The following is a 24,836-nucleotide window of genomic DNA, read 5'->3' on the forward strand; positions in this document are numbered from 1 at the left end:
GGGATGAAACACATGATGCGCATTGAAACAAAGAAAATGTCTAACCTATTGCAAGTGTATTTTATTATGGGAAGTAATAACTGCACGAGGGATCCTTTAGCTGTATTGAAAGAAGCGTTAGATGGTGGAGTGACACTTTTTCAGTTTCGCGAGAAGGGGGAAGGTTCTTTAATCGGAGGAGATAGAGTGCGCTTTGCAAAAGAATTGCAGACGCTTTGTAAGGAATATAGTGTTCCTTTCATTGTAAATGATGATGTAGAATTAGCCATTGAATTAGATGCAGATGGTGTTCATGTAGGACAAGATGATGAAGGGATTACATCTGTTCGTGAAAAAATGGGAGATAAAATTATCGGCGTATCTGCTCATACAATTGAAGAAGCACGCTTTGCAATCGAAAATGGAGCAGATTATTTAGGCGTTGGACCTATTTTTCCAACGAGTACGAAAAAAGATACGAAAGCGGTTCAAGGAACGAAAGGATTAGCTTATTTTAGAGAACAAGGAATTACAGTGCCAATCGTTGGTATTGGTGGGATTACAATTGAAAATACAGCGGCAGTTATAGAAGCGGGTGCGGACGGTGTTTCAGTTATTTCAGCAATTAGTTTAGCTGAATCTGCGTATGAAAGTACGAGAAAATTAGCTGAAGAAGTAAAGAGAAGTTTGTAGAAAAGGACATGTAGTATTTTAAGTGCTACATCGAGAAGTAGACTGCCCAAAAAATTTAAACAAACATTTGATTAAAAAAGCACAAACCTTTTTAAATAAGGGTTTGTGCTTTTTCTTTAAAACATAATAGAAATTAAAAGCATTCCAATTCCGATAGAAGTAAATGTTGCAATTAAGCCTGGAATCATAAAGCTATGATTTAATACGTATTTACCGATACCTGTTGTACCAGTACGGTCAAAGTTAATGGCAGCAACGATTGTTCCATAGTTCGGAATGAAGAAATATCCATTTACTGCAGGGAACATCGCAATCAGTAGCGCTGGTGGAATACCAAGGGATAGTCCAAGTGGCATTAAGGCACGTACTGTTGCTGCTTGGCTGTACAGTAAAATAGATAGAATGAATAGTGCGATGGCAAATAGCCAAGGTGCACTTGTTACTAAATGCTGAATAGATCCTTGAATCATATTTAAGTTTCCATTAAAGAAAGTATCTCCCATCCAAGCGATACCGAAAATAGCAACAACTGCTGTTGCTCCTGCTTTAAAGACGTTACCAGACACAATGCTTTCTACATTTGGTTTACAGAAAATAATAATAAGAGCCGCGATAGTTAACATAACCATCTCAATTGTGTTCGGCATGGAAAGACGAGCTAACTTTCCATCAACTATCCATCCTGGGCGAAGTGTTTCAAATGAACCAAGAAGTACAACAAGGAAGGTTCCTACTAGGAAAAGGATAACTGATAATTTAGCGCCCTTTATACCTACAAATTCTTTTTTCTCTTCAAGCTTAGGAATCATTCCTTCTTTTAATCGTTTCAAGTATCCAGGGTCTTCATTTAATTCTTTTCCCATCTTACTAGCAACGAATGCTGCTAACATACAAGCAATGAAAGTAGAAGGAATACTCACTTTTAAAATATCTAATAAAGTGATTTTATAGTCAGCTAACATTGCTAAAAGAGCAACTGTGGCAGCTGAAATTGGACTAGCTGTAATTGCTTGCTGAGAAGCGATTACGGCAATCGACATTGGGCGTTCCGGTCTAATCCCTGATTCACGAGAGACTTCTGCAATAACAGGAAGTACAGAATAGGCAACGTGACCAGTACCTGCACATAGTGTGAATAAATAAGTAACAATTGGAGCAAAAAAAGTAATACGCTTTGGATTTTTTCGCAATGCTTTTTCAGCTAGATGAACAAGATAGTCCATTCCTCCAGCAGCTTGCAAAGCACCAGCGGCTGTAATTACTGCCAAAATCATAAGCATTACATCGATAGGAGGCGCGGTTGGTTGTAAGTGGAAGACAAAAACGAGTATTGCCATACCAACTCCACCCATTACTCCTAAACCAACTCCGCCTAGGCGTGCACCAATAAAAATACAGAGTAACAAGGTAAGAAATTGTAGCCAAAACATGATAAACTACCTCCGAAATTCATTAGTTAAGATATATTCGAATAGTTTAATTTGAATGAAAATTAAATAAATACCCGAAGAAATCCTTGTTATTTATACATTTTTTATTATATAACACAAAAAAAGTAACATTCACGTACTTTTTGAAATTATTTTGAAAAAGCAATGCATTGAAAATTTGTATTTATATCTCTAAATAAGTAGACATTTTGATTTATATGTTGTAATCTTTGAAAGAGAATAAATTAATTCTCATAGAACTCCCATATCGTTCAACTCGTTCAGCGAGAAAGGCAAACTGATGGAAACATGAGGACGCAAAACTACAGGAGCTAAGGTCGAAAGGCTATGCTAGCCAGTTACCGGACGGATAGGGTTGGTCTTGGCCAATGCTTTTACATTGGCTTTTTTTTATTCTCGAATATATTGAGAATCATTTTCAAACAAAATATTCGTATATTTTGTTTTTTTGTTATGCTAATTAAGGAAGGTGGATATTAATGAAAAAATATTGGCATAAGTTATCGTTCCTTCAAAAGAACGTCTTATTAACCGTATTAGTTATTTTGACACTTGTTGGAAGTATGGGTGCGTTAAGTTTCAACATGTTTCAAAATAGTATGATGTCTTTATTTGAAAGGCAGTCTATTGAAACAGGAGAAATAGTATTGAAAAAATTGGATGTAGAATTAGTTAGAGACATGGCGAAAGATCCTACAGCCGAAAAAGTGAAAAAAGAAAAGTTAACAGAGAAATTAGATGAAGTGTCAAAAGAATTGAAAAGTGTTGGACAAACGTATGTTACAGGAGCAAAGCCGAATGAAAAGCGAGAATTACAACTCGTTGGTTTGACTACAGAGTTAACAAATGCGTTCCCTATAAAGCCGGGAGATTATTATGAACAACCCGCTCATTGGATGAAGGCATACGATAAAGTCATTGATACGAAAAAGGCCCAAATGACAGAAGTATATGAAGATGAAATAGGTTCGTGGGTAACAATATTAGAACCAATTACAGATGGAGAAAACAATATTGTTGCAATTATTGCGGCTGACTTAGATGCTTCCATTGTTCCTATTACAAAAGAGAAGTTTATGATACAGGGCTTACTCTTTATCATTATTTCATTAGCGATTGCGACTATTACTCAATTCTTTATCGTGCGTCACTCGTTAGCGCCATTAAAAGATTTACGAGAAGGGTTACGTAAAATTGGTGAAGGTGACTTGAGTATTAAATTAAAAGAAAGACCAGATGATATTGGAATTATTAATGTTTATTTCAATAACACGATTGAAAAATTTAAAGGGATTATAGATAAAGTAAGGCAAACTGCTGAGCAAGTTTCTTCTTCTTCACAAGAATTGTCGGCGAGTACAGAGGAAAACAGCATGGCAGTTCAAGAGATTGCAAGTTCTATTGAAGGTTTAAGAGTAGGGGCACAGTCTCAAAAAACTTCAGTACAACAATGTTTAGGGATTGTACATGGAATGGAAGATAAGGTAGAAGAGATAACTGGGGCTGCGAAACAAGTTGCGGTTGCTTCTGAAGGTATGGAGCAACATTCAATTGAAGGTAATGAAGTGATTGGACAAATTATTAATCAAATGAGTTTAATTCAAAATGCAGTACAAGATTTATCTTCCATCATTTATTCGTTAGAAACAAGGTCAAAAGAAATTAGTGATATCGTAACTGTAATTACAGGTATTTCAAATCAAACAAATTTATTAGCTTTAAATGCTTCTATTGAGGCTTCACGTGCTGGAGCAGCTGGGAGAGGGTTTGCAGTTGTTGCTGATGAAGTACGAAAATTAGCAGAACAAACGGAAGCGTCTGCTAAAGATATAGCGAAATTAATTGGTGAAACACAAGCTGAGACAGAAGATGCTGTAGTTTCAATGCAAAAAGGTTCAAAAGAAGTAGAAACTGGAATTTCACTTGTTCAAAGTAGTGGAGATTTCTTCGAAAAAATCTCCAAATCAGCGCAATCTGTTACAGATCAAGTAAAAGCTGTTTCGGGTAATTCGAGTGACATTTTACAAAATAGCCAGAATATCGTTCAAGTCGTAAATGAATTATCACATATTGCAAATACTTATGCCAACAGCAGTAGTAATGTTGAAGAAAGCATGAAAGAGCAAGAAATATCAGTACAAGATATTGCAGAATTAGCGACTTCTTTAAGTTGGCTTTCTCAGGAATTACAAGAGCTTATTGGTGAGTTTAAAAGCGAATAAGGAGAAAGTTCAATTCTAATCAAAGGGGATATCTCCGCTATTGATTATGAATTGAACGAATCTGCCCGTTAATAAGGGATGAAAAAGGTGTGAATTTTCACACCTTTATTATATTTAAGAGAGGAATTTACATAAATATGAAATTAGCAATTTCTTATAATGAGATGGTAAAAGAATTTTTAGGGAAAGTAGAAGGAAGTATTAAAATACCTAAAGATGTGCAAGGAACGGAACTTAGGATAAAAAGGAAAACTGAACTATTTCCAAATTTGACTCACATTGTAGATTTAATAGGAGCGACTGCAACGTGGTTATATCATATTTCTAAAGAAAAACATATTGTCGTGCTTTATCATGTAAGAGGAAGTTTATTTCCGATTACTATTGAAGTTTCTAATTTTCTCTCCTATGAAAGTTTGAATTTACAGATTGAAGAGCAACTGGAACAAATTAAAGAAATGAATGAGGAAGAAATAGAAGAGTTTCAAAACGGTAATACATTATATGAAATGTCACCTATTATTATTGGTGAAACATATTATGAGCTACAAGACACGAATACATTACAATTTGTATTTAGTAAAAATATGCAAAGTGTAGAAATAATATTTAATAGTGTTAATTGGAAGGAAACAACGATTACTCGTTATGCACAACAAATACAAGGTGTTTTAATTGGTACATCACAAAATAAGAATAATTATATAAAAAATTTTAATATTATTACAGAGGCCGAGATGGCACTTTATAGTCAAGTGAATGATACGACAGCAGTATATCCTGAGAAAAGTATCGTCGATATGTTCTATAATACTGTTACTCAATTTCCAAATCGTATAGCTTTATCTTCAAGGGAAGGTACTTTAACTTATGAGGAGCTAAATAAAAAAAGTAATCAAATAGCTCATATGTTAATTAAAAATGGCGTCCAATTAGGAGACTATGTTGGAATATTTATGAAACGTAGCATAGACACAGTAGTAAGTATGGTAGCTATATTAAAAGCTGGTGCAGCGTATGTTCCGATTGATCCAGATTATCCGGAAAGTAGAATACAGTACATTATTCAAGATAGCCAAGCGAAAGTTATATTGATGAAAGAGACGCCTATAACATGTGATGGGGTTCAAACAGTTTCAATGTATGATAGTGAAACTTGTGAAGATATAGATGTAAAGTTGTCTATTCATTGTGATGATGTAGCTTATATGATTTATACATCTGGTTCAACAGGGAATCCAAAGGGAACGATGTTAGCACATAGAGGCGTTGTTAATCTGTACACTTGGATGCAAAAGCAATATGAATTGACAGAAGAGGATGTATTTGCCCAATTTCCTTCCTTTAGTTTCGATGCTTCTGTATGGGAGTCATTTGCTTCTTTATTCTGCGGAGGAAATTTGTATGTATTATTAGAGGAAGAGCGATTGTCTGTAGAAGCATTTGCAAATGCAATCTATAAAGTGAAAGCAACTTCGATCTTGGCATTAGCAACAATTTTTGTTCGACAAGTAGCAACTTATTTAGCAGAAGAAGATATATATAAGCTAGCTTCCCTAAAAAGAATTGCGATTGGCGGTGAAATGTTGCCTGTAGAGGTTATTAAATTGTGGAGAGAAAGAATAGGTACAAATGTTGAAATTCATAATGTATACGGACCGACAGAATGTACTGTAGTGACGACAACCTATAAAATACCTAGTCAGTTAAATGAGGATGTTGCGAGTATTCCCATTGGTAAACCATGTGCTAATTATCAAGTTATGATTTTGGATGAGAATATGAATCTTTGTCCAATTGGTGTACCTGGTGAATTATATATAGATTCAGTAGGATTAGCAAAAGGGTATTTTAATAAGCCTAATAAAACAATTGAAGCTTTTATTCAGAACCCTTTCAATCCTATAGTTAATATATATAAAACAGGTGATATTGTTAAGTTGTTAGAGGATGGAAATATAGAATTTTTACATCGGAAAGATGATCAAGTAAAGATTAGAGGACATCGTATTGAACTAGGAGAAATCCAAAGTAAAATTTCTCAAAATCATAATATAAAAGAAAATGCTGTTTTTGCTAAGAAGAGTAAGGAAGGTAGCCAATATTTAATCGCGTTCTATACAACTTTAAATAAAAAAGAAATACCAGAATTAGTTTATCAGTTACAAGAGCAATTACCAGATTATATGGTGCCATCTAAACTAATTTATATTAATGAATTGCCACTTACACCTAATAAAAAGATTGATGTTAAGAAGTTAGCTCAGCTAGAAGAAAAGTATGAACCGGTTCGTCTACAAGAATATGTTGCACCTTCTAATAAAGCAGAGAAACAAATAGCGCGCGCTTGGGCGGAAGTATTAGGAATTTCAAAAGTTGGAGTACATGATGATTTCTTTACAATTGGTGGACATTCATTAAAAGTATTACGAGTCTTAACATTGTTAAAAGAAGATTTTTCACATTTAACAATTCAAGATTTCTTTAAAGAAAGAACGATATATGGATTAGCTCGAATTGAGCGAGAAGTAAAAGTAGAGAAAGAAGAAGTATTTCGTGAATATAAAGTGATTCACGAACCAGATACTATTACGTATGCAAACGTTTTGGAAGAAACCCAGATTTTAAATGTCTTTTTAACAGGAGCTACTGGTTATTTAGGATCACACATATTATATGAATTGTTGAGAGATACATCTGCTACTATTTATTGTTTAGTAAGACCAACCAAAGATGTGCAACAAAGAATTATAGATACATTAACAGGCTACTTTAGTGATATATGTGAAGAATGGTTACAGCGTATACAGGCCGTAGCTGGTGATCTGGGGGAAGAGTATCTTGGGATGAGCGAAGAAGAATTTATGTTCATCAGTTCTAAGATGGATACGATAATTCATTGCGGTGCAGATGTAAGACATTTTGGAGATGTAAAACAATTTGAAAATATAAATGTCCAAGGAACTAGCCGTATGCTAGCATTAGCGGAGAAAGGTGCTACATTCCATTTTATTTCTACAATTGGTATCCCGTTAGAATTAGCGGTAGATCAATGGGATACATACATGAAAACTGGTGATTTTAATTACAGTGTAGACTTAGAGAATGTATATTCAAATAGTAAACTACAAGCGGAAAACATTGTTCGTGAAGCAATGAAAAATGGTTTGCGCGGAAATATTTATCGTGCAGGTAATTTAGCATGTCATTCAGAAACAGGTTCGTTCCAACAAAATATTGAAGGAAACGCATTTTATCGTCTTATTAAAACAATGCTATTAATTGGGAAAGCACCAAATGTGAAGTGGAAAGTTGATTTCACACCAATTGATTTTGCTAGTAAATCAATTGTATTGTATTTAAAAGATTCGCAAATTGTAGGAGAGACGTTACATATTTGTCATCCACATCAAATTGAGTTTGAACAATTTATACAGTTAATTGGAGAGTGTGGATACAATCTTGAAATGGTTCCACTTTCAGAATATGTAAATACCGGACTTGAATTAGCGAAGGAAAATGAAGTAATAGCAGAGTTAATTGCTTCTCAAGTTGCAGGAGATGGAGCGCAGCAATCTGAAATTGTAATGGGTACGCGTAGAACGAATGAATGGATTAAGAAAAAAGAATTGATAGTACCAGCAATCAATAAAGAATTTATACAGCAGTTATTAGCTCATGGTGAAAAAGTTGGATATTTTCCAAAAATAATGAAATGATTATGCATGCTTTTGTTTGTTCAATAAAATAAATCATGCTACAATGAAAACGAATTAAGGACCGGGGAGCCAATTGGCTGAGAGGATGTAAGTAAACATCGACCCTCAACCTGATCTGGATAATGCCAGCGTAGGGAGTTACTTAAAGTGATGTAGCATATGTTATTCTATAATAACTTGCATACAAGGCTTTCCTACGCAGTAGGAAAGCCTTTTCTTATTTTTGAAATCTAATTTTATAAGGGGGATTTTATTATGTCACAACAAGTTACAATGTCATTTTCAGTAGTACCACAAGCGAAAACGAAAGATGTATATTCTGTTGTCGATAAAGCAATTGAAGTTGTGCAACAATCGGGAGTTCGTTATGAAGTAGGGGCAATGGAAACAACTTTGGAAGGAGAATTAGATGTACTTCTTGATGTCGTTAAACGTGCGCAACAAGCTTGCGTCGATGCTGGAGCAGAAGAAGTGATTACTTCTATTAAAATCCATTATCGTCCAAGCACTGGTGTAACGATAGATGAAAAGGTTTGGAAGTACCGTGATGAATATGCAAAACCAGAAGCAATCTAAACTTATTACAACTATTTGGCTTATCCTTCTCATTGCTATATGGGAAGGATCTGTTTCATTATTTAAAATCGAACCGTGGATTTTACCAAAGCCTTCTGCCATTGTTCAAGAATTAATTGGGATGAAAGATTTACTATTACCAAATACGATGCAAACACTGCAGGAAGTTATAATTGGACTATTCTTTGCAATTTTATTGGGGACGAGCATCGCAATTATTATGGACGTTATACCGTTATTTCGTATTTTAATAAATCCATTACTCGTTATTTCGCAAACAATTCCAATTGTTGTACTTGCACCGCTATTTATTATTTGGTTTGGATATGGGATGTTGCCGAAAGTAATGGTCGTAATACTCGTTTGTTTCTTCCCAATTGCGCTTAGTATTTTAGAAGGTTTTCAAACAGTAGATAAAAACATGTTGAAGCTGTTACAAACAATGAAGGCGACAAAATGGCAAGTTTACCAGAAAGTAAAATTTCCAGCAGTGCTTCCATACTTTTTCTCCGGTTTAAAAATTGCAGTTACATATAGCGTAATGGGGGCAATTATCGGAGAATGGCTCGGTGCAAGTGAAGGATTAGGCGTTATGCTTACGAGGGCTACAAAATCCTTTTTGACTGCCCGAGTATTTGGTGTTGCAGCAATCATCGTTATAGTGACATTATGCCTGTATTTTATCGTAGAGTTTATGGCAAGAATAACAGCACCATGGATATATAGAAAGGACGGCAGAAAATGAAAAAAGGTTTGAAAGTTATGTTAGCTGCCTTAGTAGCGGTAGGTGTGGCTGGATGTAATCCGGCGAAGAAAGAAGAAAGTGCAAGTAAAGATCAAAAAGTAAAAGTAGTATTAGATTGGTTTCCAAATACGAATCATACTGGCTTGTATGTAGCGCAAACGAAAGATTATTACAAAAAGCAAGGATTAGATGTAGAAATTATTCAACCAGGTGACAATGTAACAGCAGAGCAAATGATAGCATCAGGAAAAGCAGACTTCGCAATAAGCGCACAAGAAAATGTAACATTAGCTCGTGTGGAAGGAATTCCTGTTGTATCTGTAGGAGCGATTATTCAGCATAACACTTCAGCGTTTGCATCGCTTAAGAAAGATAATATGACGTCACCGAAAGATTTTGAAGGTAAACGTTATGGCGGCTGGGGAGGACCAGCGGAAGAAGCGACATTAAAGACGATTATGGATAAGCATCAAGCTGATTTTAATAAAGTTGAAAAAATCATCTTAGGACAAACAGATTTCTTTAAATCAATCGGCCGTGATGCAGATTTCGAATGGATTTATTACGGTTGGGATGGTATTGAAGCGAAGCGCCAAGGAAAAGAGTTAAATACGATTATGGTGAAGGACTTAGATCCAGCGCTTGATTTCTATAGTCCTGTTATTATTACGAGTGAAAAACATACGAAGCAAGATAAAGACTTTGTGAAAAAGTTTATGAGTGCAACAACAGAAGGTTATAATTTTGCAATTAAGGAACCGAAAGAAGCTGCTGATATTCTAATTAAAGCTGTTCCAGATGTAAATAAAGATTTAGTTCAAGAAAGCCAGAAATGGTTAAGTACGAAGTATCAAGATGATGCGAAAGCATGGGGAGTACAGAAGGAAGAAATTTGGACGAATTACATGAATTTCTTATATGACAACAAAGTTATTAAAAAGAAAATCGATGTAAAAGATGCTTTTACAAATGAATTCCTTCCAAGTGAAAAATGAGCGGATTACAAATAAAAAATATAGTGAAATCTTTCGACGGAAAGAATGTATTAGAGAATATTAGTGCCTCTATACAAGAGGGAGAGTTTGTTTCCTTTGTAGGACCGAGTGGTTGCGGGAAAAGCACATTATTAAACATGATTGCAAATGTTGAAAAACCAACAAGCGGGAACGTAATGTATAAAGATAAGCAAGTACAAGAGCAAGATGTTGTTAGTTATATGCCACAACAAGATTTATTACTACCGTGGCGATCAGCTTTGCAAAATATCGTTCTTCCGTTAGAAATTGAAGGAAAGCCGAAAAAACAAAGGCTGACAGAAGGAATGGAAGCATTAAAGCAGTTCGAACTAGATGAATATGCAGACCATTATCCAGATGAATTGTCTGGTGGTATGCGTCAAAGAATTAGTTTTCTGCGCACATATTTATGTGAAAAGCCAATTATGCTGCTTGATGAGCCTTTTGGAAAGTTAGATGCATTTACAAAAATGGAAGTACATAGCTGGCTTTTAAACTCTTGGCATCAAGAGAAGCAAACAATCGTTATGGTTACACATGACTTAGATGAGGCAATCTTGCTTTCAGATCGCGTATTTATTTTATCTCAAAGACCAGCGTCAATTGTTGGCGAGGTACAAGTGAAATTACCTAGACCGAGAACGATGGATATGTTAACATCACTCGAATTAAAAAAGGATAAAGAAGAGATTTTAAGTGTGTTAGCTCCTTATATGAAAAAATAGAAAAAGCCTTTTAACAGTTGTTAGTATAATTACTGTTAAGAGGCTTTTTTTAGAATATGAAAAGATGGAGAAGGAACAAAAGGGAAAATAGAGAATAGAATATAACAGAGTAGTTTATACTCTTAATATAACAAATGTTAAAGGAGTGAAAGGATAAAATGACTTTATCAACTGTTCTTCAAATGGTTTTAGCTTGATATGGGAGAAGTCTGCCCATTTTTTAAGATTAAGCTAAATTGAAGACAGCAGGTAAAGAACCTTAATCCTTTTTTACGATAATATGTAATGGGTAAGGTGTATTCACCTTACCCATTTTTATATGCATAATTAAATAAGGATTCATACTGTTGGTCTCTCTATTTAGCTTATGGACGATAAGTAAAGGAGAGAAAAAAATGAGTATATTAACAGTAGAAAATTTAAGTCATTCGTATGGTGAGAAAACCATCTTATATAATGCATGCTTTCGATTATTAAAGGGGGAGCATGTTGGGTTAGTAGGGAAAAATGGGATTGGAAAATCAACACTGCTAAGAATTTTAACAGGAGAACTTATACATGATGATGGGAACATTGAATGGTTTCCACATGTGAAGGTTGGATTTTTGCAGCAGCATATAGATTTACAAGAAGGAATAACAATTGCAGGATACTTGCAAAGTGCATTTTCTAACTTGTATGCGATTGAATACGAAATGTTAAAAATTGCAGAAGAGATGGCTGAAGCAGTAGAAGTAGAAAAATTGTTAGTAAGGTATGGAGAGTTACAAACTATATTGGAAAACTCTAATTTCTATCAAATTCATACAGAAATTGAAGAAGTGGCAATTGGTTTAGGGCTGTTTGAAATAGGATTGGAAAAAGATGTTTCAAAGTTAAGTGGAGGACAGCGGACAAAGTTATTACTAGGAAAGCTTCTTCTAGAAAAAGCTGATGTTTTATTGCTAGATGAACCAACGAACTATTTAGATACAGCACATATAGAATGGTTGCAATCGTACTTGAAACTGTACGAAAAAGCTTATATTATCATTTCGCATGATGAAGTATTTTTGAACAATATTACGAATGTCATTTACCATCTAGAAGAACGAAAAGTTAAGCGATATGTAGGGGATTATGAAAAGTTTTTACAAAGTTACCAAGTACAAAGGAAACAATTACAATCGGCGTATGTGAAACAACAAAAAGAAATTGCTCAGTTAGAAACATTTATTCAAAAAAATAAAATTCGAAAAGCAAAACAGGCAAAAAGTCGAGAGAAAGTATTGGAGAAAATGCAAAGGGTTGAAAAGGTTAATAATATACCTCGGTCCCGTTTTGCTTTTACTGTTTATAATGAACCAGTAAGTCGTATATTACAGGCTGAGAAACTAAGAGTGGGTTATAGTGAGCCGTTATTTCCAGACTTGAATTTACAAGTGAAAAAAGGAGAAAAGATAGCTGTTGTTGGTCATAACGGTATTGGAAAAACGACAATGTTAAAGACGTTATTAGGTCAAATAAAGCCGCTAAGCGGTTCAATTTTTGTTGGGGAACGAGTAAATCCTGCTTATTTTGCACAGGAAGAGTTTGCTTCAGAAATAACACCGTTAGAGAAAGTTTGGGCAGAACGACCAGATATGACAAAGAAAGAAGTGCGCCAAGTATTAGCGAAGTGTGGATTGAAAGAAGAACACGTATTAAAACCTATTCGTTTATTAAGCGGTGGAGAGCAAACGAAAGTGCGTTTATGTGAACTTATCGTAACGAAAAGCAATGTTTTAATTTTAGACGAACCGACTAATCATTTGGATGTAGAAACTAAGATGGCTTTACAGGAAGCGTTACAACAATACAAGGGAACAGTTTTAATTGTCTCACATGAACCTTCTTTCTATGAATCGTGGATAACAAAAGTATGGAATATAGAAGATTGGAATGCTGAACAATATGAATAAAGAAAAGGCATTAGCTTTTATGAGCTAATGCCTTTTCTTTGTGATTAACATGATTTTCGAGAACTCTTACATGAGAATTGTATGAAGAAGCACTCTTATGGTGCGCTTATAAGCGTGCTTTTTCTTTTGTTATATTTATAATAATACGAAAGCCTTTCCCTAACAGGTGACTATCTTTCTTTATATATATAGATAGTTCAAAATGGAATGAAAATAATTCCTATATGTAAAGGATAATGTGGATATTATAGGAAGACAATAGAAATTAAAGGAAATTCATGTAAAATTCAAATGAACTTCATATAAACTTCATATTAGAAACTAAATATAATTATAATAAGTTATTGTAATGTTTTTTATTTTTCGTAAAATTAAAAGTTTGAATTTAGGAGGTATTGCTCGAACCTAAATTCAAACTTTAGTGAAATAATTAATGGATATTACGTCTAGTTTTCGCTAATGACGGCATTTAAAAGTTCGGCAGGATTACCTGTTCCTGCACCACCAATTGTAATAGATCCGCCAGGAGGAATTTCGCCATTCCATCCTGCGTTCGTAATTACATAATGATTATTTGTTTTACTATTAATTTTAGAATCCCAAACTTGTGTTAAATTGCCGCTATAATCAAATTCTAATTTCCAATTTTTAATAGGGGTCGTTCCATTATTTTTGATTATAATTGAGAAGTTATAACCGCTGCCCCAATTCGAAGTGACTGAAAATGTAGCAGTGCCATTTCCATCAGGAGGTGTCGTATTAGCTTCATCTGTTTTGACAGTAAGAGCGGTAGGTTGTGATTTATTTCCAGCAGCATCTTTGGCAATTACTGAAAATGTGTATTCCGTATTAGGTTTTAAGTTTTTAATTGTAATGCTATTTGTTGTTGCACTCCATTTTTCTTCTCCGGCAGTAATTTCGTATTCAGTAACGCCTACGTTATCAGTGGATGCAGTCCAACTTAATTGAACTGAGCTTGAATTTTTATTCGTAACTACAATATTTTTAACATTTGTTGGTGGCTCAGTATCTTTTTGACTAATAGGTCCACCAAGTAATTCTTTTACTAGCGTATCAAGTAATTTTGGACCACTACAACTATATTTTGGACTTGTACGGCAATCCCCGCTTAGTTCCCAAAACATTGCTCCACTTAAACCCTTCGTCTTTATATAGTCTGTTTTATATTTCATAGATTCATTGTCATCGTAGCTAATAAATGTGCCTGTAGTCGCATTATATAAGTAAGGTACTTTAGCTGTGTCATTCCAGTAGCGTACAAAACCATTTTTATTAACGTAATTGGCTGCTAAATCACCGTAATCATACACACCTGTGTCACCGGTAGAATAATCATCCCAAGTACCTTTAGAAGCAAGTTTCCCATCACTACCTGGTTTGCAAGGTTGATATTGTCCGTTATTTTCTTTTCCACAACTTTTCCAGCCACGTCCGTAAAAAGGTACGCCTAATACTAGTTTATCCACTGGAACACCTTCATTGGTATAAACGTCTATAGCACCATCTACGTAAAAATTCGTATTTGCTGCTGGGTCATTTGGATCCTTGTATAGAGCTGCATTATGATTAGAAGTAGCTTCCCATCCACCGTGGAAATCATATGTCATAATATTAATCCAATCGAGTATTTGAGAAATTTTCTTTAGCTCTGTATGATCAGCGTAGCGTTGGCTTGCACCTGACGCGATTGTTAGTAAATATTGTTTGCCATCTTCAGCACCTGCTTTATTCAAAGCATTTCGGACGTCTTGAAGAAGGAGAGTGAAATTTTGTTTATCTTCAGGACGATAACTACCACCAGGAATCGTTTCAACGCCCGGATATTCCCAGTCTAAATCTACGCCATCAAACCCATATGCGCGAAGAAAAGCTACTGTAGATTCAGCAAATACTTTTCTTGTTTTTTCATCAGCGGCCATATCAGAAAAGCGGTTAGACCAAGTCCAGCCACCAACGGAAATAATTGTTTTTAAGTGAGGATATTTAGCTTTTAATCGTTTTAGTTCTCCGAAATTTCCGCAACGGGCATATTTATCGCAATCTTCCCAAGTTGTACCTGAGCCAGGATACGATTTGGTAACATCAGCCCATGGTTCACCGAGTACGAGAGTACCATTAGGAACCTCTTTATTTTGCAATGGTACACCAGATTCTTTACAGTTCCACGTTTGTTTATTTGGATTATCAGGATGGGTAGAAGGATTTCCATGTTTTCCATTCCAACAAATATCCGCGAAAGCATAGTTAAGGTGAGTAAGTTTTGATGCATCAATGTCAGCAACTTGATAATTACGTCCGTAAACGCCCCACGATGGAAAGTACCCAACAATTTTTTGACTTTGCTTTGGTGAATCTGCTAATGCGAGATTTGGAGTAATAAAATTTGTGAGAAAAAGAGGTAAGAAAAGTAGTAAAGATAGTAATAGCAGTGTGAATTTTTGAGACCTCATAGCCATTTCTCCTTTCAAAATAAAAGATATATTTAAAGGCATACGCCAATAAATCAAAATGAATCTAGACGTATGAAACGTCTAGATAAAATGATCAGACATCACGAAGTCTATACAAGGGAGCTGGGGGTGATTAAATCGTAACAAATGTAAGATTTAGTGTAAACGCTTTATTCAGTTGTAAAAGACTTTCTCAATACAAAAAGGCTTGAATACAAACTATATATGAAAACGAAAGGTCGGTATGGGAGGAAATAGCTCATTATAAATAAATTTGAGAAAAAATTGTATGGAGCCAATTATTAAAGACGTAGAAAGATAAGGAAATATCATGTAAAATAATAGTAAAAATATGTAAAGGAGGGAACAGTGTGGATGTGTTTTTGAACATTGCTGAAGAAAAAATTCGACAAGCGATACGGAATGGTGATCTTGATTATCTTCCGGGAAAAGGAAAACCACTACAATTAGAAGATCTTTCAATGGTACCTCCAGAACTTAGAATGAGTTATAAAATTTTAAAAAATGCGGGAATGATTCCACCAGAGATGGAACTACAAAAAGATATATTAAAAATAGAGGATCTAATTGCTTGCTGTTATGATGAAGAAGAGAGAAAGAAATTAAGAGAAGAGTTAACAGTAAAAACGCTTCGTTTTCAGCAGGTAATGGAAAAGAGAAAGATTAAAGATAGTTCAGCTTTTCGTATGTATCAAGACAAAGTATTTCGTAAACTACGCTAAGAGGGATAAGATGACTACATTTAAAACGATAGAAGAATTAGCGACCTATATCGAAGAACAACAATTGGTACTTCTGTTTATTAAAACGGAAAATTGTGGTGTTTGTGATGTTATGCTAAGAAAAGTAAATTGCGTATTAGAGAATTATGATTACTTAGAGAAAATAGAGATATTACTACAAGACATGCAAGAGATTGCGGGGCGATATGCCGTATTTACAGGACCGACAATTTTATTATTTTATAATGGAAAAGAGATCCTTCGGGAATCGCGCTTCATTTCAATTGAAAATCTAGAGAGAACCATTCAATTATTCGAGGAATAAGGGAGGCTTTTATATGGAATTTATTATTGTCATACTATTATTTGTTGTAGTTGGAATAATCGTAACAGCAGTTCGATCGAACAAAAAGAAGGTAAATCTTACAAAACAAAATAACATTCATAATTCATCTAACAGCTCATCACCATTATTTTTCTTTGCTGGATCTGATAATGATAGCTCGCATGATGGTGGCTCACATGATTGTGGAGGGTCTTTTGGGGGAGATAGCGGAGGAAGCTGCGGTGGCGGTGGTGATTGATGAAAATGCGCCTTATATAGGCGTATTTCTTTTTAAACAAACGTTTGATTAGTTGGCTTACATATTGCATAAACACAGTTAAACAAACGTTTGATTAATATTTTTAATATACTAAGGGGAATGGAAATGAAAAGGGAACCGAAAGTGAAAAATAAGGGGAAAGTAGTGTTATTTTTATTAGCTGCGGGAGGCGTATTTCTTGTTAAATTAGCATTTAAATTTGGAACGATACATATGATTCGAACTTGGTTTGAAAGTACGTTTTCTTAAATAAGGAATATATCCTCTTGCGATAGAGGTTTTTGATTTGTTATTATTAGACTGAACGGTCGGTTTAAAGAGGTGTGAATATGAGAAGAAGCGCAGAAGAGATAAAGAAAGAAATTGCATATAAAGCAGAAAGTCTATTTTCACAGAAGGGCTATGCAGCTACATCTATGGAAGAGATTTGTGAAATTACAGAGCGAAGTAAAGGAAGCATTTATTATCACTTTAAAAGTAAAGAAGAATTATTTTTATTTGTAGTGAAACAGCATACGTATGATTGGGTTGAAAAATGGAATGAAAAAGAGAAGTTGTATAGTACTAGTACTGAAAAACTATATGGTCTCGCGGAATATCATGTAGAGGACATACAGCAACCAATTTCAAATGCAATAGAGGAATTCTCTATGAGCCAAGTTGTAAGTAAAGAGATTCTGGATGAACTGTTAGCTTTAACTAGAGAATCATATGTTATGTTTGAGAAATTAATTGAAGCAGGTATACAGTCTGGAGAGTTCCGTGAAGATAATGCTCGTGATCTTATGTATATTGTGAACGGATTATTATCAGGGCTTGGAGTACTTTACTACGAGTTAGATTATAAAGAGCTGAAACGTATTTATAAAAAGGCAATAGATGTATTGTTAAAAGGAATGGCAGCTGAATAATAAGTCAGTTGCTTTTCTTACAAAACAAATTAGACCGAACGGTCGGTTTATGGAAGGGGAATGAAAGTGAAAGCTTTATTTAAAAACCGAGCATTTATGCTCGTTATGGCATCTGATATTTTACAACAATTTGCAATTTGGATCAGAAATATGGCTCTTTTATATTTCATAATGGAGCGGACAAATAATGATCCAGTTTCAGTGTCTCTATTATCTGTCATGGAGTATGCACCTATCTTTATTTTCTCGTTCATTGGTGGTGCATTAGCAGATCGTTGGAATCCGAAAAGAACAATGGTCGCTGGAGATGTGTTGAGTGTACTGTCTATTATAGGAATTGTCCTGTTGTTAAAGCTGGATTATTGGCAGGCTATATTTTTTGCAACACTCATTTCCGCGATTGTAGGTCAGTTTTCTCAGCCCTCATCTTCGCGTATATTTAAGCGCTATGTAAAAGAAGAACAGGTAGCAAATGCGATTGCATTTAACCAAACATTACAGTCATTATTTCTAATTTTTGGGCCAGTGGTAGGATCGCTTGTGTATACACAACTTGGTTTATTTACGTCACTATATAGCTTAATCATTTTATTTTTGTTATCTGCTATCGCCCTTTCATTTTTACCAAAATGGGTTGAAAAAGAGCAAGTGGCGAGAGATTCATTAAAAAATGATATAAAAGAAGGTTGGAAGTATGTTCTTCATACGAAAAATTTACGTATGATTACGATTACTTTTACAATTATGGGTTTAGCTGTTGGATTAACGAATCCATTAGAAGTATTCCTTGTAATTGAACGTTTAGGCATGGAAAAAGAAGCTGTTCAATATTTAGCGGCAGCTGATGGAATAGGTATGTTACTTGGTGGTATTGTTGCTGCAGTTTTCGCTTCAAAAGTGAATCCGAAAAAGATGTTTGTATTCGGTATGGGTATATTAGCGATTTCATTTTTAGTAGAAGGGCTATCTACATCATTTTGGATTACTAGTTTCATGAGATTTGGAACAGGTATTTGTTTAGCTTGTGTTAATATTGTTGTCGGTACGCTTATGATTCAACTTGTACCAGAAAATATGGTTGGAAGAGTAAATGGGACGATTTTACCACTGTTTATGGGGGCAATGCTAATTGGAACTTCATTAGCTGGAGGATTAAAGGAACTAACTTCGCTAGTTACTGTGTTTTGTATAGCAATGGCACTTATTTTATTAGCGATAGGGCCAGTTCTACGTATGCAAATAAAGAAAGAAGATATCGCTAATAAAGAGGCACTAACAAATTCATTAGCTTCAAAATAACTATTGTAAGGGAGCAATATTGCTCCCTTTTTCTTTGAGGAACTTTTGACAACTATATGAGCCAATTATATACTGATGTTGTAAAAACGATTTTACAGGTTAGGAGCAATGGTGTGAAAAATCAAATCTATGAATTACGCACTGAAAATAATATTTCACAAGGCGCATTAGCTGATAAATGTAAGGTTTCTAGACAAACGATAAATGCAATTGAGAATAATAAATATGATCCAAGTTTAGCGTTAGCATTCCGTTTAGCTGAAGTATTAGGAACAACTGTTGATAAATTATTTTTGTACAAGCAGTAGAGTCGTTCATTATAAGGTGCACCTTTAAAAATAAAAAAGATCCTCTTCTTATGAGAAGAGGATCTTTTCTTAGAGCGTTTTAGTCTTTGGACTAGGTGGTGTAACGGATGTATTATTTTCTGGAACTCTAGTTAGTAAGAATCCTCCGATAATAAACAGAACAATAATACTAAGAACACCAGCGTTTGTTTTTCCTGTTAATTGCGTTGTAACACCGACTAATACCGGACCCATAATTGCGGCAAACTTCCCAAATATATTATAAAATCCGAAGAATTCATTAGCAGATTCTTTTGGTACTAGTTTTGCAAAGTATGAACGACTTAGTGCTTGAATACCACCTTGAGATGTAGCAACTAACATTGCTAAAATCCAAAAATCAAGTGTCGTTTTTAAGAAATAAGCATATGTGCAAATAATGATATAAATAATGATACCGACATATAACATTTTTTTACCAGTAAATGTTTCAGATAGTTTTCCGTATAGTAACGCAAATGGACAAGCGACAATTTGTGTTACAAATAATATGATTAATAGATTCGTTGCACTGATACCGAGGTCGGTTCCGTAAGCTGTAGACATAGTAATAATTGTATCGACTCCGTCAATATAGAAAAAGTAAGCAATTAGAAACATAAATACAGTTTTATATTCTTTAATATTTTTAAAAGTATCAGCAAGACGTTTGAAGCTCATTTTAATAGGCCTTGGATGACGCTCAATATAGTGTGTTTGCTCTACGTTTTTAAGCATTGGAATTGTAAATAACCCCCACCAAAGAGCAGTTATCGCGAATGAAATTTGACTAGCAATGCCAACTGATAAAGGGATAGTTCCTTTTTGAGCAAGAATAATAAGAGCGATACAACCGATAAAAGGAATAGTACTCCCAATATAGCCTAAAGCGAAACCTCTTGTAGAAATTCGATCCATTCTATCTTCAGAAGTGACATCTACTAAAAATGCATCATAGAAAATGTTGGCTCCAGCAAAACCAACTAAGGCGAGCATATAGCATCCTAATAATAAGTACCACTGAGATGTTGGAACGACTGCTAACATACTTGTAAATACGATACCAAGTCCAAAGAAGAATGTGAAAAATCGTTTTTTAAATCCTTTATAATCAGCAACTGTGCCGAGAATAGGAGCAAGTATAGAAATTAAAAGTGTAGCGAACGAGTTTGCATATCCCCAATATGCTGTTGAAGTTGCACCAGATAGCCCGGCTTCTTTTGCAGCTGCTTTAAAGTAAATTGGAAATAATGCAGTTGTAATGACGAGCGAATATACCGAGTTCGCCCAATCGTATAATATCCAGCTTTTTTCTTGTCTGGACATTTTTTTCATATAGTGTTCCCCCTTAAATTTGTTCTACTAACAGTGTACAAAAATAAAAATTATAAAAAGAGAAACAGTGATGATTTTTACAGAACTTTTACATATATACACAGTTCTTTACAATTGGAGTAAATCCTCTACAATTAATCCGTCTGTTTCGCCTAAGTGTAAACCGAGTAGTCTAGCGATAGTTGGACCTTCATCAATAAGTCTCATATACGGGACGGTAACGCCGGTTTTTATTCCTTTTCCAGCAGCGATAAAAATTGTTTCATAGGTAGGTTTTGTTGGAGAGTATCCATGCGTACCAAATGTATATTTTTTACTAGGCGTAACATCTTTTTCAGTAATTTCTTTTATAAAATCTCCTGTATAGTTTTCAGTGAAATAATACCCCTCTTGCGCTTCTAACATAAATAAACAATTACCATCTGCACCGCAGTCTTTCGCAGCTTCATCATGAAGTATAAATTCAATTCCATTCTGTTTATTTTGCAGCAGTTCTTCAAGGAGTAGTTGTACTTCTCGAATTGTATCCGTATCATTTTTGTCTTTCACATATACATAGGCAGACCCGTCGCAACTTTGACAATAGGCCTTCCAATCTACTAATAGCCCTTTTTTATTTATAGATACGAGGCCTTTTTGTTGGAATAGCACATTTAATTGAATTGCTTTGTTTTCACTTAAAGCGCTATGGTCACCAAGAGCGATAATTGTACTCTCTTCGTATAGGTCACTGTCTTTTAAAGTTTGAATAATTTTCCCGAGCCGCTCATCATGTCTATGAATTGCAGCTATTGTTTCGTTAGATTCAAAGCCATGATAATGTCTTTGCGTGTCTAAATCAGTGAAATGTACGAACATAACATTAGGCTTTTTCGTCTGAATGGTGTGTACAGCAGAGGCGAGGACGAAATCATCCAGCTCTGGTTGTGATAAACCATTTCTTATATGGCCGAAACGACGATTTAAATCTAATTGGTATAGTGGGCTACCGCTAAATAAGGAAACTAACACTTGATTTTGCCACGGTCTATTGGGGAAAATTTCTGGTAAATTGTAATCAATGTTTGCTCTCCCAGTAACAGGCCATAGAAGGGCAGCTGTCGTTAAATTTGCTTTACGCGCTTCATCATACAATGTTGTTCCTTTTATCGATTTTCGGTACCAATGCCAATCAGGTGATTCACGTCCTGGTTGAAGTAACGTATTACTAACAACACCGTGCTTGTTAGGGTAATTACCGGTTACGATTGTTGAGTGGCTTGGATATGTTACAGAAGGATAAATTGGTTCTACTTTTTCGACAACCGTGCCCTTTTTTATTAGAGATTGGAAATGAGGTAGTTTTTGTAGTATAGGAAAATCTAAAGCTGATAAACAGTCGAATGATAAAATAATGACACGATTCGTTAATGCTTTATCCATAAAGTAATCCTCCTAATTATATAAAACCTATTCTTATATATTACTATTAATACCTAGTAATAAAAATATGTTTCTGAATAAAATTTATTGTTTATTTTCAGAAAAATTAAACATATAATAAGTATAAGGGAATCTATGGACGGAGGGAATAGTATGGACTGGTTAGATGGATTCGGTATATTTTACATCATTGGTGGCATCACAATTCTCCTTGTATTTGCTATTTCATATTTACTAAAGAAACGTTTTCCAGACAAACAGTTTGATATTATATTTGCACTGATTGTAATACTTCTTTGCTTAGCATCATTTCCTGTTACCATGATGGTTATTGGTGGGTGGGAAGGAATGGGATATGGATTTATTGGTTTCTTCGTTCTACTAGGTACACTTATTGGTATGATTGCACATCAACTTGTAAAAATCTCTCGAAAAAGCTACGTATAAAACTGTAAAAAATGAAAAGAATATATAATAATAAGAAAATTAGCTATTGTTTTAAAAAAGAATTTGTATTATGATAATCAACAAATTTATTTCGTTATAACGATGAAAAAGGACTAGTACATATTCAACCTTTTTAGCAGAGAGAGAATCCGCCAGGCTGAAAGATTCTTAAAAAGGCAATATGGAACCTGCCTTTGAGTTCTGCATATGCAGCGGGAATTTCCCGTTATCAAAAAGAGAGCATGCGCAATTTTTGTGCATGAATCAGGGTGGTAACGCCGGCAAAGCTCGGTCCCTATTTAGGGACGCGGGCTTTTTTGTATTTTCTAGAAGGAGGAAGACTGACTATGGCAAAAGAACAAGTGCAAGCCATTACGAAGATGGAAGAGGACTTTACGCAGTGGTATACCGATATTGTAAAAAAAGCCGAACTTGTTGATTATTCAAGTGTAAAAGGGTGCATGATTTTACGTCCGTATGGTTATGCCTTATGGGAGAATATGCAGAAGGTGATGGATGAGAAGTTAAAAGAAACTGGCCATGAAAATGTATATATGCCAATGTTTATCCCAGAGAGTTTATTGCAAAAAGAGAAGGATCATGTTGAAGGATTTGCTCCTGAAGTAGCATGGGTTACGCATGGCGGGGATGAAAAGTTAGCGGAAAGACTTTGTGTACGTCCTACATCTGAAACTTTATTCTGTGAGCACTTTTCAAAAATTGTGCAATCCTATAATGATTTGCCAAAGTTATATAATCAGTGGTGTTCAGTAGTTCGTTGGGAGAAGACAACTAGACCATTCCTTCGTACGACTGAATTTTTATGGCAAGAGGGTCATACAATCCATGAAACGGCAGAAGAATCGCAGGCTGAAACATTAAATATTTTAAACTTATATGCTTCTTTCTGTGAGGATTATTTAGCGATACCAGTTATTAAAGGACAAAAAACAGAAAAAGAGAAGTTTGCTGGAGCAAAGGCAACTTATACAATTGAAAGTTTAATGCATGATGGAAAAGCGCTTCAAACAGGAACCTCTCATAACTTTGGGACGAATTTCTCAGAAGCATTTGATATTAAGTTTTTAGATCGTAACGGTAAATGGCAATATGTGCACCAAACATCTTGGGGTGTATCAACAAGAATGATAGGTGGGCTAATAATGGTTCATAGCGATAATAATGGACTTGTGATGCCACCAAAAGTCGCTCCAGTGCAAGTTGTTATTGTACCAATTGCTCAGCATAAAGAAGGAGTTTTAGCAAAAGCAACAGAGTTACAAGGACATATTCAAAAGGTTGCACGAGTAAAAATAGATGCTAGTAATAAAACGCCTGGTTGGAAATTTAATGAGTATGAAATGAAGGGTATTCCAATTCGATTAGAAGTTGGCCCTAAAGATATTGAAAAGAATCAAGTTGTACTTGTAAGAAGAGATACGAAGGAAAAAGAGTTTGTACCAATGGATCAATTAGAAGAACGTATTCCAGCATTACTTGAAGAAATTCATATTGCTTTATTTAATAAAGCAAAAGCATTTCGCGATGAGAATACGTATGCTGTGACAAATTTCGAAGAGATGAAAAAAGTAGCTGACGAAAAGCAAGGCTTTATTAAAGCAATGTGGTGCGGGGAATTGGCTTGTGAAGAGAAACTAAAAGAAGAGGTGGGAGTATCTTCACGTTGTATGCCTTTTGAGCAAGAGCATTTAGCTGAAGAATGTATTTGTTGTGGTAAAGAAGCTAAACAAATGGTGTATTGGGGAAAAGCATATTAATACTCTTTTGATAGGTGATAAAAAGGACTTTGGGCTGCATAATAAAATGCAATCCAAAGCCCTTTTTGGTTTTATACAGTATTTCATGTATTCTTTAGATGGAAGGATGTTGTTCTTATTTTACGTTTTTACGACGAATAAACAGTAACATACCAATTAGGAATGTTGAAAGACCCATTAAAATAGATATAGGGTAATGCGTTGCAGTATTAGGTAATTTATCACCTTGTTTTTTTGTATTATCTTTTACATTACCCCCTTGAGAACCGTTGCCCTTCTGAGAATTGCTATCGCCTTTCACACGATTGCCACCTTGAGAGCCATTACCCCCTTGAGAACTGCTATCACCTTTAACACGATTGCCGCCGTGAGAGCCATTACCGCCGTGAGAGCCACTGCCACCAGAACCGTTACCACCAGAACCGTTACCACC

22 protein-coding genes, 2 riboswitches and 1 other annotated feature are annotated in these 24,836 nt (G+C 34.9%); of the genes, 17 read left to right on the forward strand and 5 right to left on the reverse strand.

Annotated features, from left to right (window positions below; genetic code table 11):
• Positions 1-12: 12 nt before the first annotated feature.
• Complete coding sequence (gene thiE / locus DN400_RS00735; protein WP_000984531.1) at positions 13-672, forward strand: thiamine phosphate synthase; 660 nt, start codon at positions 13-15, stop codon at positions 670-672.
• Between the two features lie 116 nt (positions 673-788).
• On the opposite strand, the gene DN400_RS00740 is transcribed toward thiE, so the two are convergent.
• Positions 789-2,102: an anaerobic C4-dicarboxylate transporter family protein gene (locus tag DN400_RS00740; RefSeq protein WP_065229690.1), complete on the reverse strand. Its 1,314-nt coding sequence runs from the start codon at positions 2,100-2,102 to the stop codon at positions 789-791.
• A gap of 282 nt (positions 2,103-2,384) precedes the next feature.
• Positions 2,385-2,469: riboswitch (cyclic di-GMP riboswitch) on the forward strand.
• Between the two features lie 133 nt (positions 2,470-2,602).
• Here DN400_RS00740 and DN400_RS00745 point away from each other — a divergent pair.
• The 7 genes from DN400_RS00745 to DN400_RS00775 all read left to right on the forward strand — a co-directional run bounded on the left by DN400_RS00745 (position 2,603) and on the right by DN400_RS00775 (position 13,066).
• Positions 2,603-4,345 carry a methyl-accepting chemotaxis protein gene (locus DN400_RS00745; RefSeq protein ID WP_000761081.1) on the forward strand — a complete coding sequence of 581 codons (1,743 nt, stop codon included), beginning with the start codon at positions 2,603-2,605 and terminating at the stop codon, positions 4,343-4,345.
• Positions 4,346-4,482: 137 nt separating this feature from the next.
• Positions 4,483-8,064 carry a non-ribosomal peptide synthetase family protein gene (locus DN400_RS00750; RefSeq protein ID WP_147801477.1) on the forward strand — a complete coding sequence of 1,194 codons (3,582 nt, stop codon included), beginning with the start codon at positions 4,483-4,485 and terminating at the stop codon, positions 8,062-8,064.
• A gap of 52 nt (positions 8,065-8,116) precedes the next feature.
• Positions 8,117-8,218, forward strand: a riboswitch (TPP riboswitch).
• A gap of 101 nt (positions 8,219-8,319) precedes the next feature.
• Positions 8,320-8,640 carry an MTH1187 family thiamine-binding protein gene (locus tag DN400_RS00755; RefSeq protein ID WP_000082906.1) on the forward strand — a complete coding sequence of 107 codons (321 nt, stop codon included), beginning with the start codon at positions 8,320-8,322 and terminating at the stop codon, positions 8,638-8,640.
• Positions 8,612-9,385 (forward strand): ABC transporter permease, encoded by a 774-nt coding sequence (locus DN400_RS00760; RefSeq protein WP_001057164.1) that lies wholly within the window; start codon positions 8,612-8,614, stop codon positions 9,383-9,385. The genes DN400_RS00755 and DN400_RS00760 overlap by 29 nt, the downstream gene beginning before the upstream one ends.
• A complete protein-coding gene (locus tag DN400_RS00765; protein ID WP_000715573.1) occupies positions 9,382-10,380 on the forward strand; it encodes an ABC transporter substrate-binding protein in 999 nt (332 codons plus the stop codon). The genes DN400_RS00760 and DN400_RS00765 overlap by 4 nt, the downstream gene beginning before the upstream one ends.
• Entirely contained in the window at positions 10,377-11,126 is a 750-nt protein-coding gene (locus tag DN400_RS00770) for an ABC transporter ATP-binding protein (RefSeq protein WP_000016079.1), read from the forward strand. The genes DN400_RS00765 and DN400_RS00770 overlap by 4 nt, the downstream gene beginning before the upstream one ends.
• Before the next feature lie 395 nt (positions 11,127-11,521).
• Entirely contained in the window at positions 11,522-13,066 is a 1,545-nt protein-coding gene (locus tag DN400_RS00775) for an ABC-F family ATP-binding cassette domain-containing protein (protein ID WP_097913230.1), read from the forward strand.
• Between the two features lie 446 nt (positions 13,067-13,512).
• Here DN400_RS00775 and DN400_RS00780 read toward each other — a convergent pair whose 3' ends face one another.
• The gene (locus tag DN400_RS00780; protein ID WP_072941102.1) at positions 13,513-15,537 is read right to left on the reverse strand and encodes a glycosyl hydrolase family 18 protein; all 2,025 of its coding nucleotides are present in this window, start codon (positions 15,535-15,537) and stop codon (positions 13,513-13,515) included.
• Positions 15,538-15,908: 371 nt separating this feature from the next.
• Between DN400_RS00780 and DN400_RS00790 the strand changes: the two genes are divergently transcribed.
• From DN400_RS00790 to DN400_RS00820, 7 genes are all read left to right on the forward strand, one after another.
• Positions 15,909-16,280, forward strand: a complete 372-nt coding sequence (locus DN400_RS00790; protein ID WP_000382378.1) for a DnaJ family domain-containing protein — start codon at positions 15,909-15,911, stop codon at positions 16,278-16,280.
• A 10-nt stretch (positions 16,281-16,290) separates the two neighbouring features.
• The gene (locus DN400_RS00795) at positions 16,291-16,605 is read left to right on the forward strand and encodes a thioredoxin family protein (protein ID WP_071714727.1); all 315 of its coding nucleotides are present in this window, start codon (positions 16,291-16,293) and stop codon (positions 16,603-16,605) included.
• A 13-nt stretch (positions 16,606-16,618) separates the two neighbouring features.
• On the forward strand, positions 16,619-16,864 hold the full coding sequence (locus tag DN400_RS00800) for a hypothetical protein (RefSeq protein ID WP_000394364.1): 246 nt from the start codon (positions 16,619-16,621) through the stop codon (positions 16,862-16,864).
• A 126-nt stretch (positions 16,865-16,990) separates the two neighbouring features.
• A complete protein-coding gene (locus tag DN400_RS00805) occupies positions 16,991-17,134 on the forward strand; it encodes a hypothetical protein (RefSeq protein ID WP_000817981.1) in 144 nt (47 codons plus the stop codon).
• An 80-nt stretch (positions 17,135-17,214) separates the two neighbouring features.
• Positions 17,215-17,796: a TetR/AcrR family transcriptional regulator gene (locus DN400_RS00810; RefSeq protein WP_001254447.1), complete on the forward strand. Its 582-nt coding sequence runs from the start codon at positions 17,215-17,217 to the stop codon at positions 17,794-17,796.
• 66 nt (positions 17,797-17,862) lie between these two features.
• Positions 17,863-19,095 (forward strand): MFS transporter, encoded by a 1,233-nt coding sequence (locus tag DN400_RS00815; RefSeq protein ID WP_000645358.1) that lies wholly within the window; start codon positions 17,863-17,865, stop codon positions 19,093-19,095.
• 56 nt (positions 19,096-19,151) lie between these two features.
• Positions 19,152-19,403: a helix-turn-helix transcriptional regulator gene (locus tag DN400_RS00820; protein ID WP_002023181.1), complete on the forward strand. Its 252-nt coding sequence runs from the start codon at positions 19,152-19,154 to the stop codon at positions 19,401-19,403.
• Between the two features lie 69 nt (positions 19,404-19,472).
• On the opposite strand, the gene DN400_RS00825 is transcribed toward DN400_RS00820, so the two are convergent.
• Both DN400_RS00825 and DN400_RS00830 read right to left on the reverse strand, forming a co-directional pair.
• A complete protein-coding gene (locus tag DN400_RS00825) occupies positions 19,473-20,756 on the reverse strand; it encodes an MFS transporter (protein ID WP_000738820.1) in 1,284 nt (427 codons plus the stop codon).
• Between the two features lie 108 nt (positions 20,757-20,864).
• Positions 20,865-22,178 (reverse strand): alkaline phosphatase family protein, encoded by a 1,314-nt coding sequence (locus DN400_RS00830; RefSeq protein ID WP_147801478.1) that lies wholly within the window; start codon positions 22,176-22,178, stop codon positions 20,865-20,867.
• A 153-nt stretch (positions 22,179-22,331) separates the two neighbouring features.
• On the opposite strand from DN400_RS00830, the gene DN400_RS00835 reads away from it, so the two are divergent.
• Together DN400_RS00835 and proS are read left to right on the forward strand one after the other, a co-directional pair.
• Complete coding sequence (locus DN400_RS00835) at positions 22,332-22,625, forward strand: YesK-like family protein (protein ID WP_000383860.1); 294 nt, start codon at positions 22,332-22,334, stop codon at positions 22,623-22,625.
• A gap of 93 nt (positions 22,626-22,718) precedes the next feature.
• Positions 22,719-22,925: a binding site (T-box leader), on the forward strand.
• 47 nt (positions 22,926-22,972) lie between these two features.
• Positions 22,973-24,403, forward strand: a complete 1,431-nt coding sequence (gene proS, locus DN400_RS00840) for a proline--tRNA ligase (protein WP_098211367.1) — start codon at positions 22,973-22,975, stop codon at positions 24,401-24,403.
• A gap of 115 nt (positions 24,404-24,518) precedes the next feature.
• Here proS and DN400_RS00845 read toward each other — a convergent pair.
• On the reverse strand, positions 24,519-24,836 hold a 318-nt coding region (locus tag DN400_RS00845; protein ID WP_141550618.1), incomplete at its 5' end, for an LPXTG cell wall anchor domain-containing protein.

The sequence above is a fragment of the Bacillus sp. AR8-1 genome (assembly GCF_008042345.1).
In the GTDB taxonomy this organism is placed as follows: Bacteria; Bacillota; Bacilli; order Bacillales; family Bacillaceae_G; genus Bacillus_A; species Bacillus_A cereus.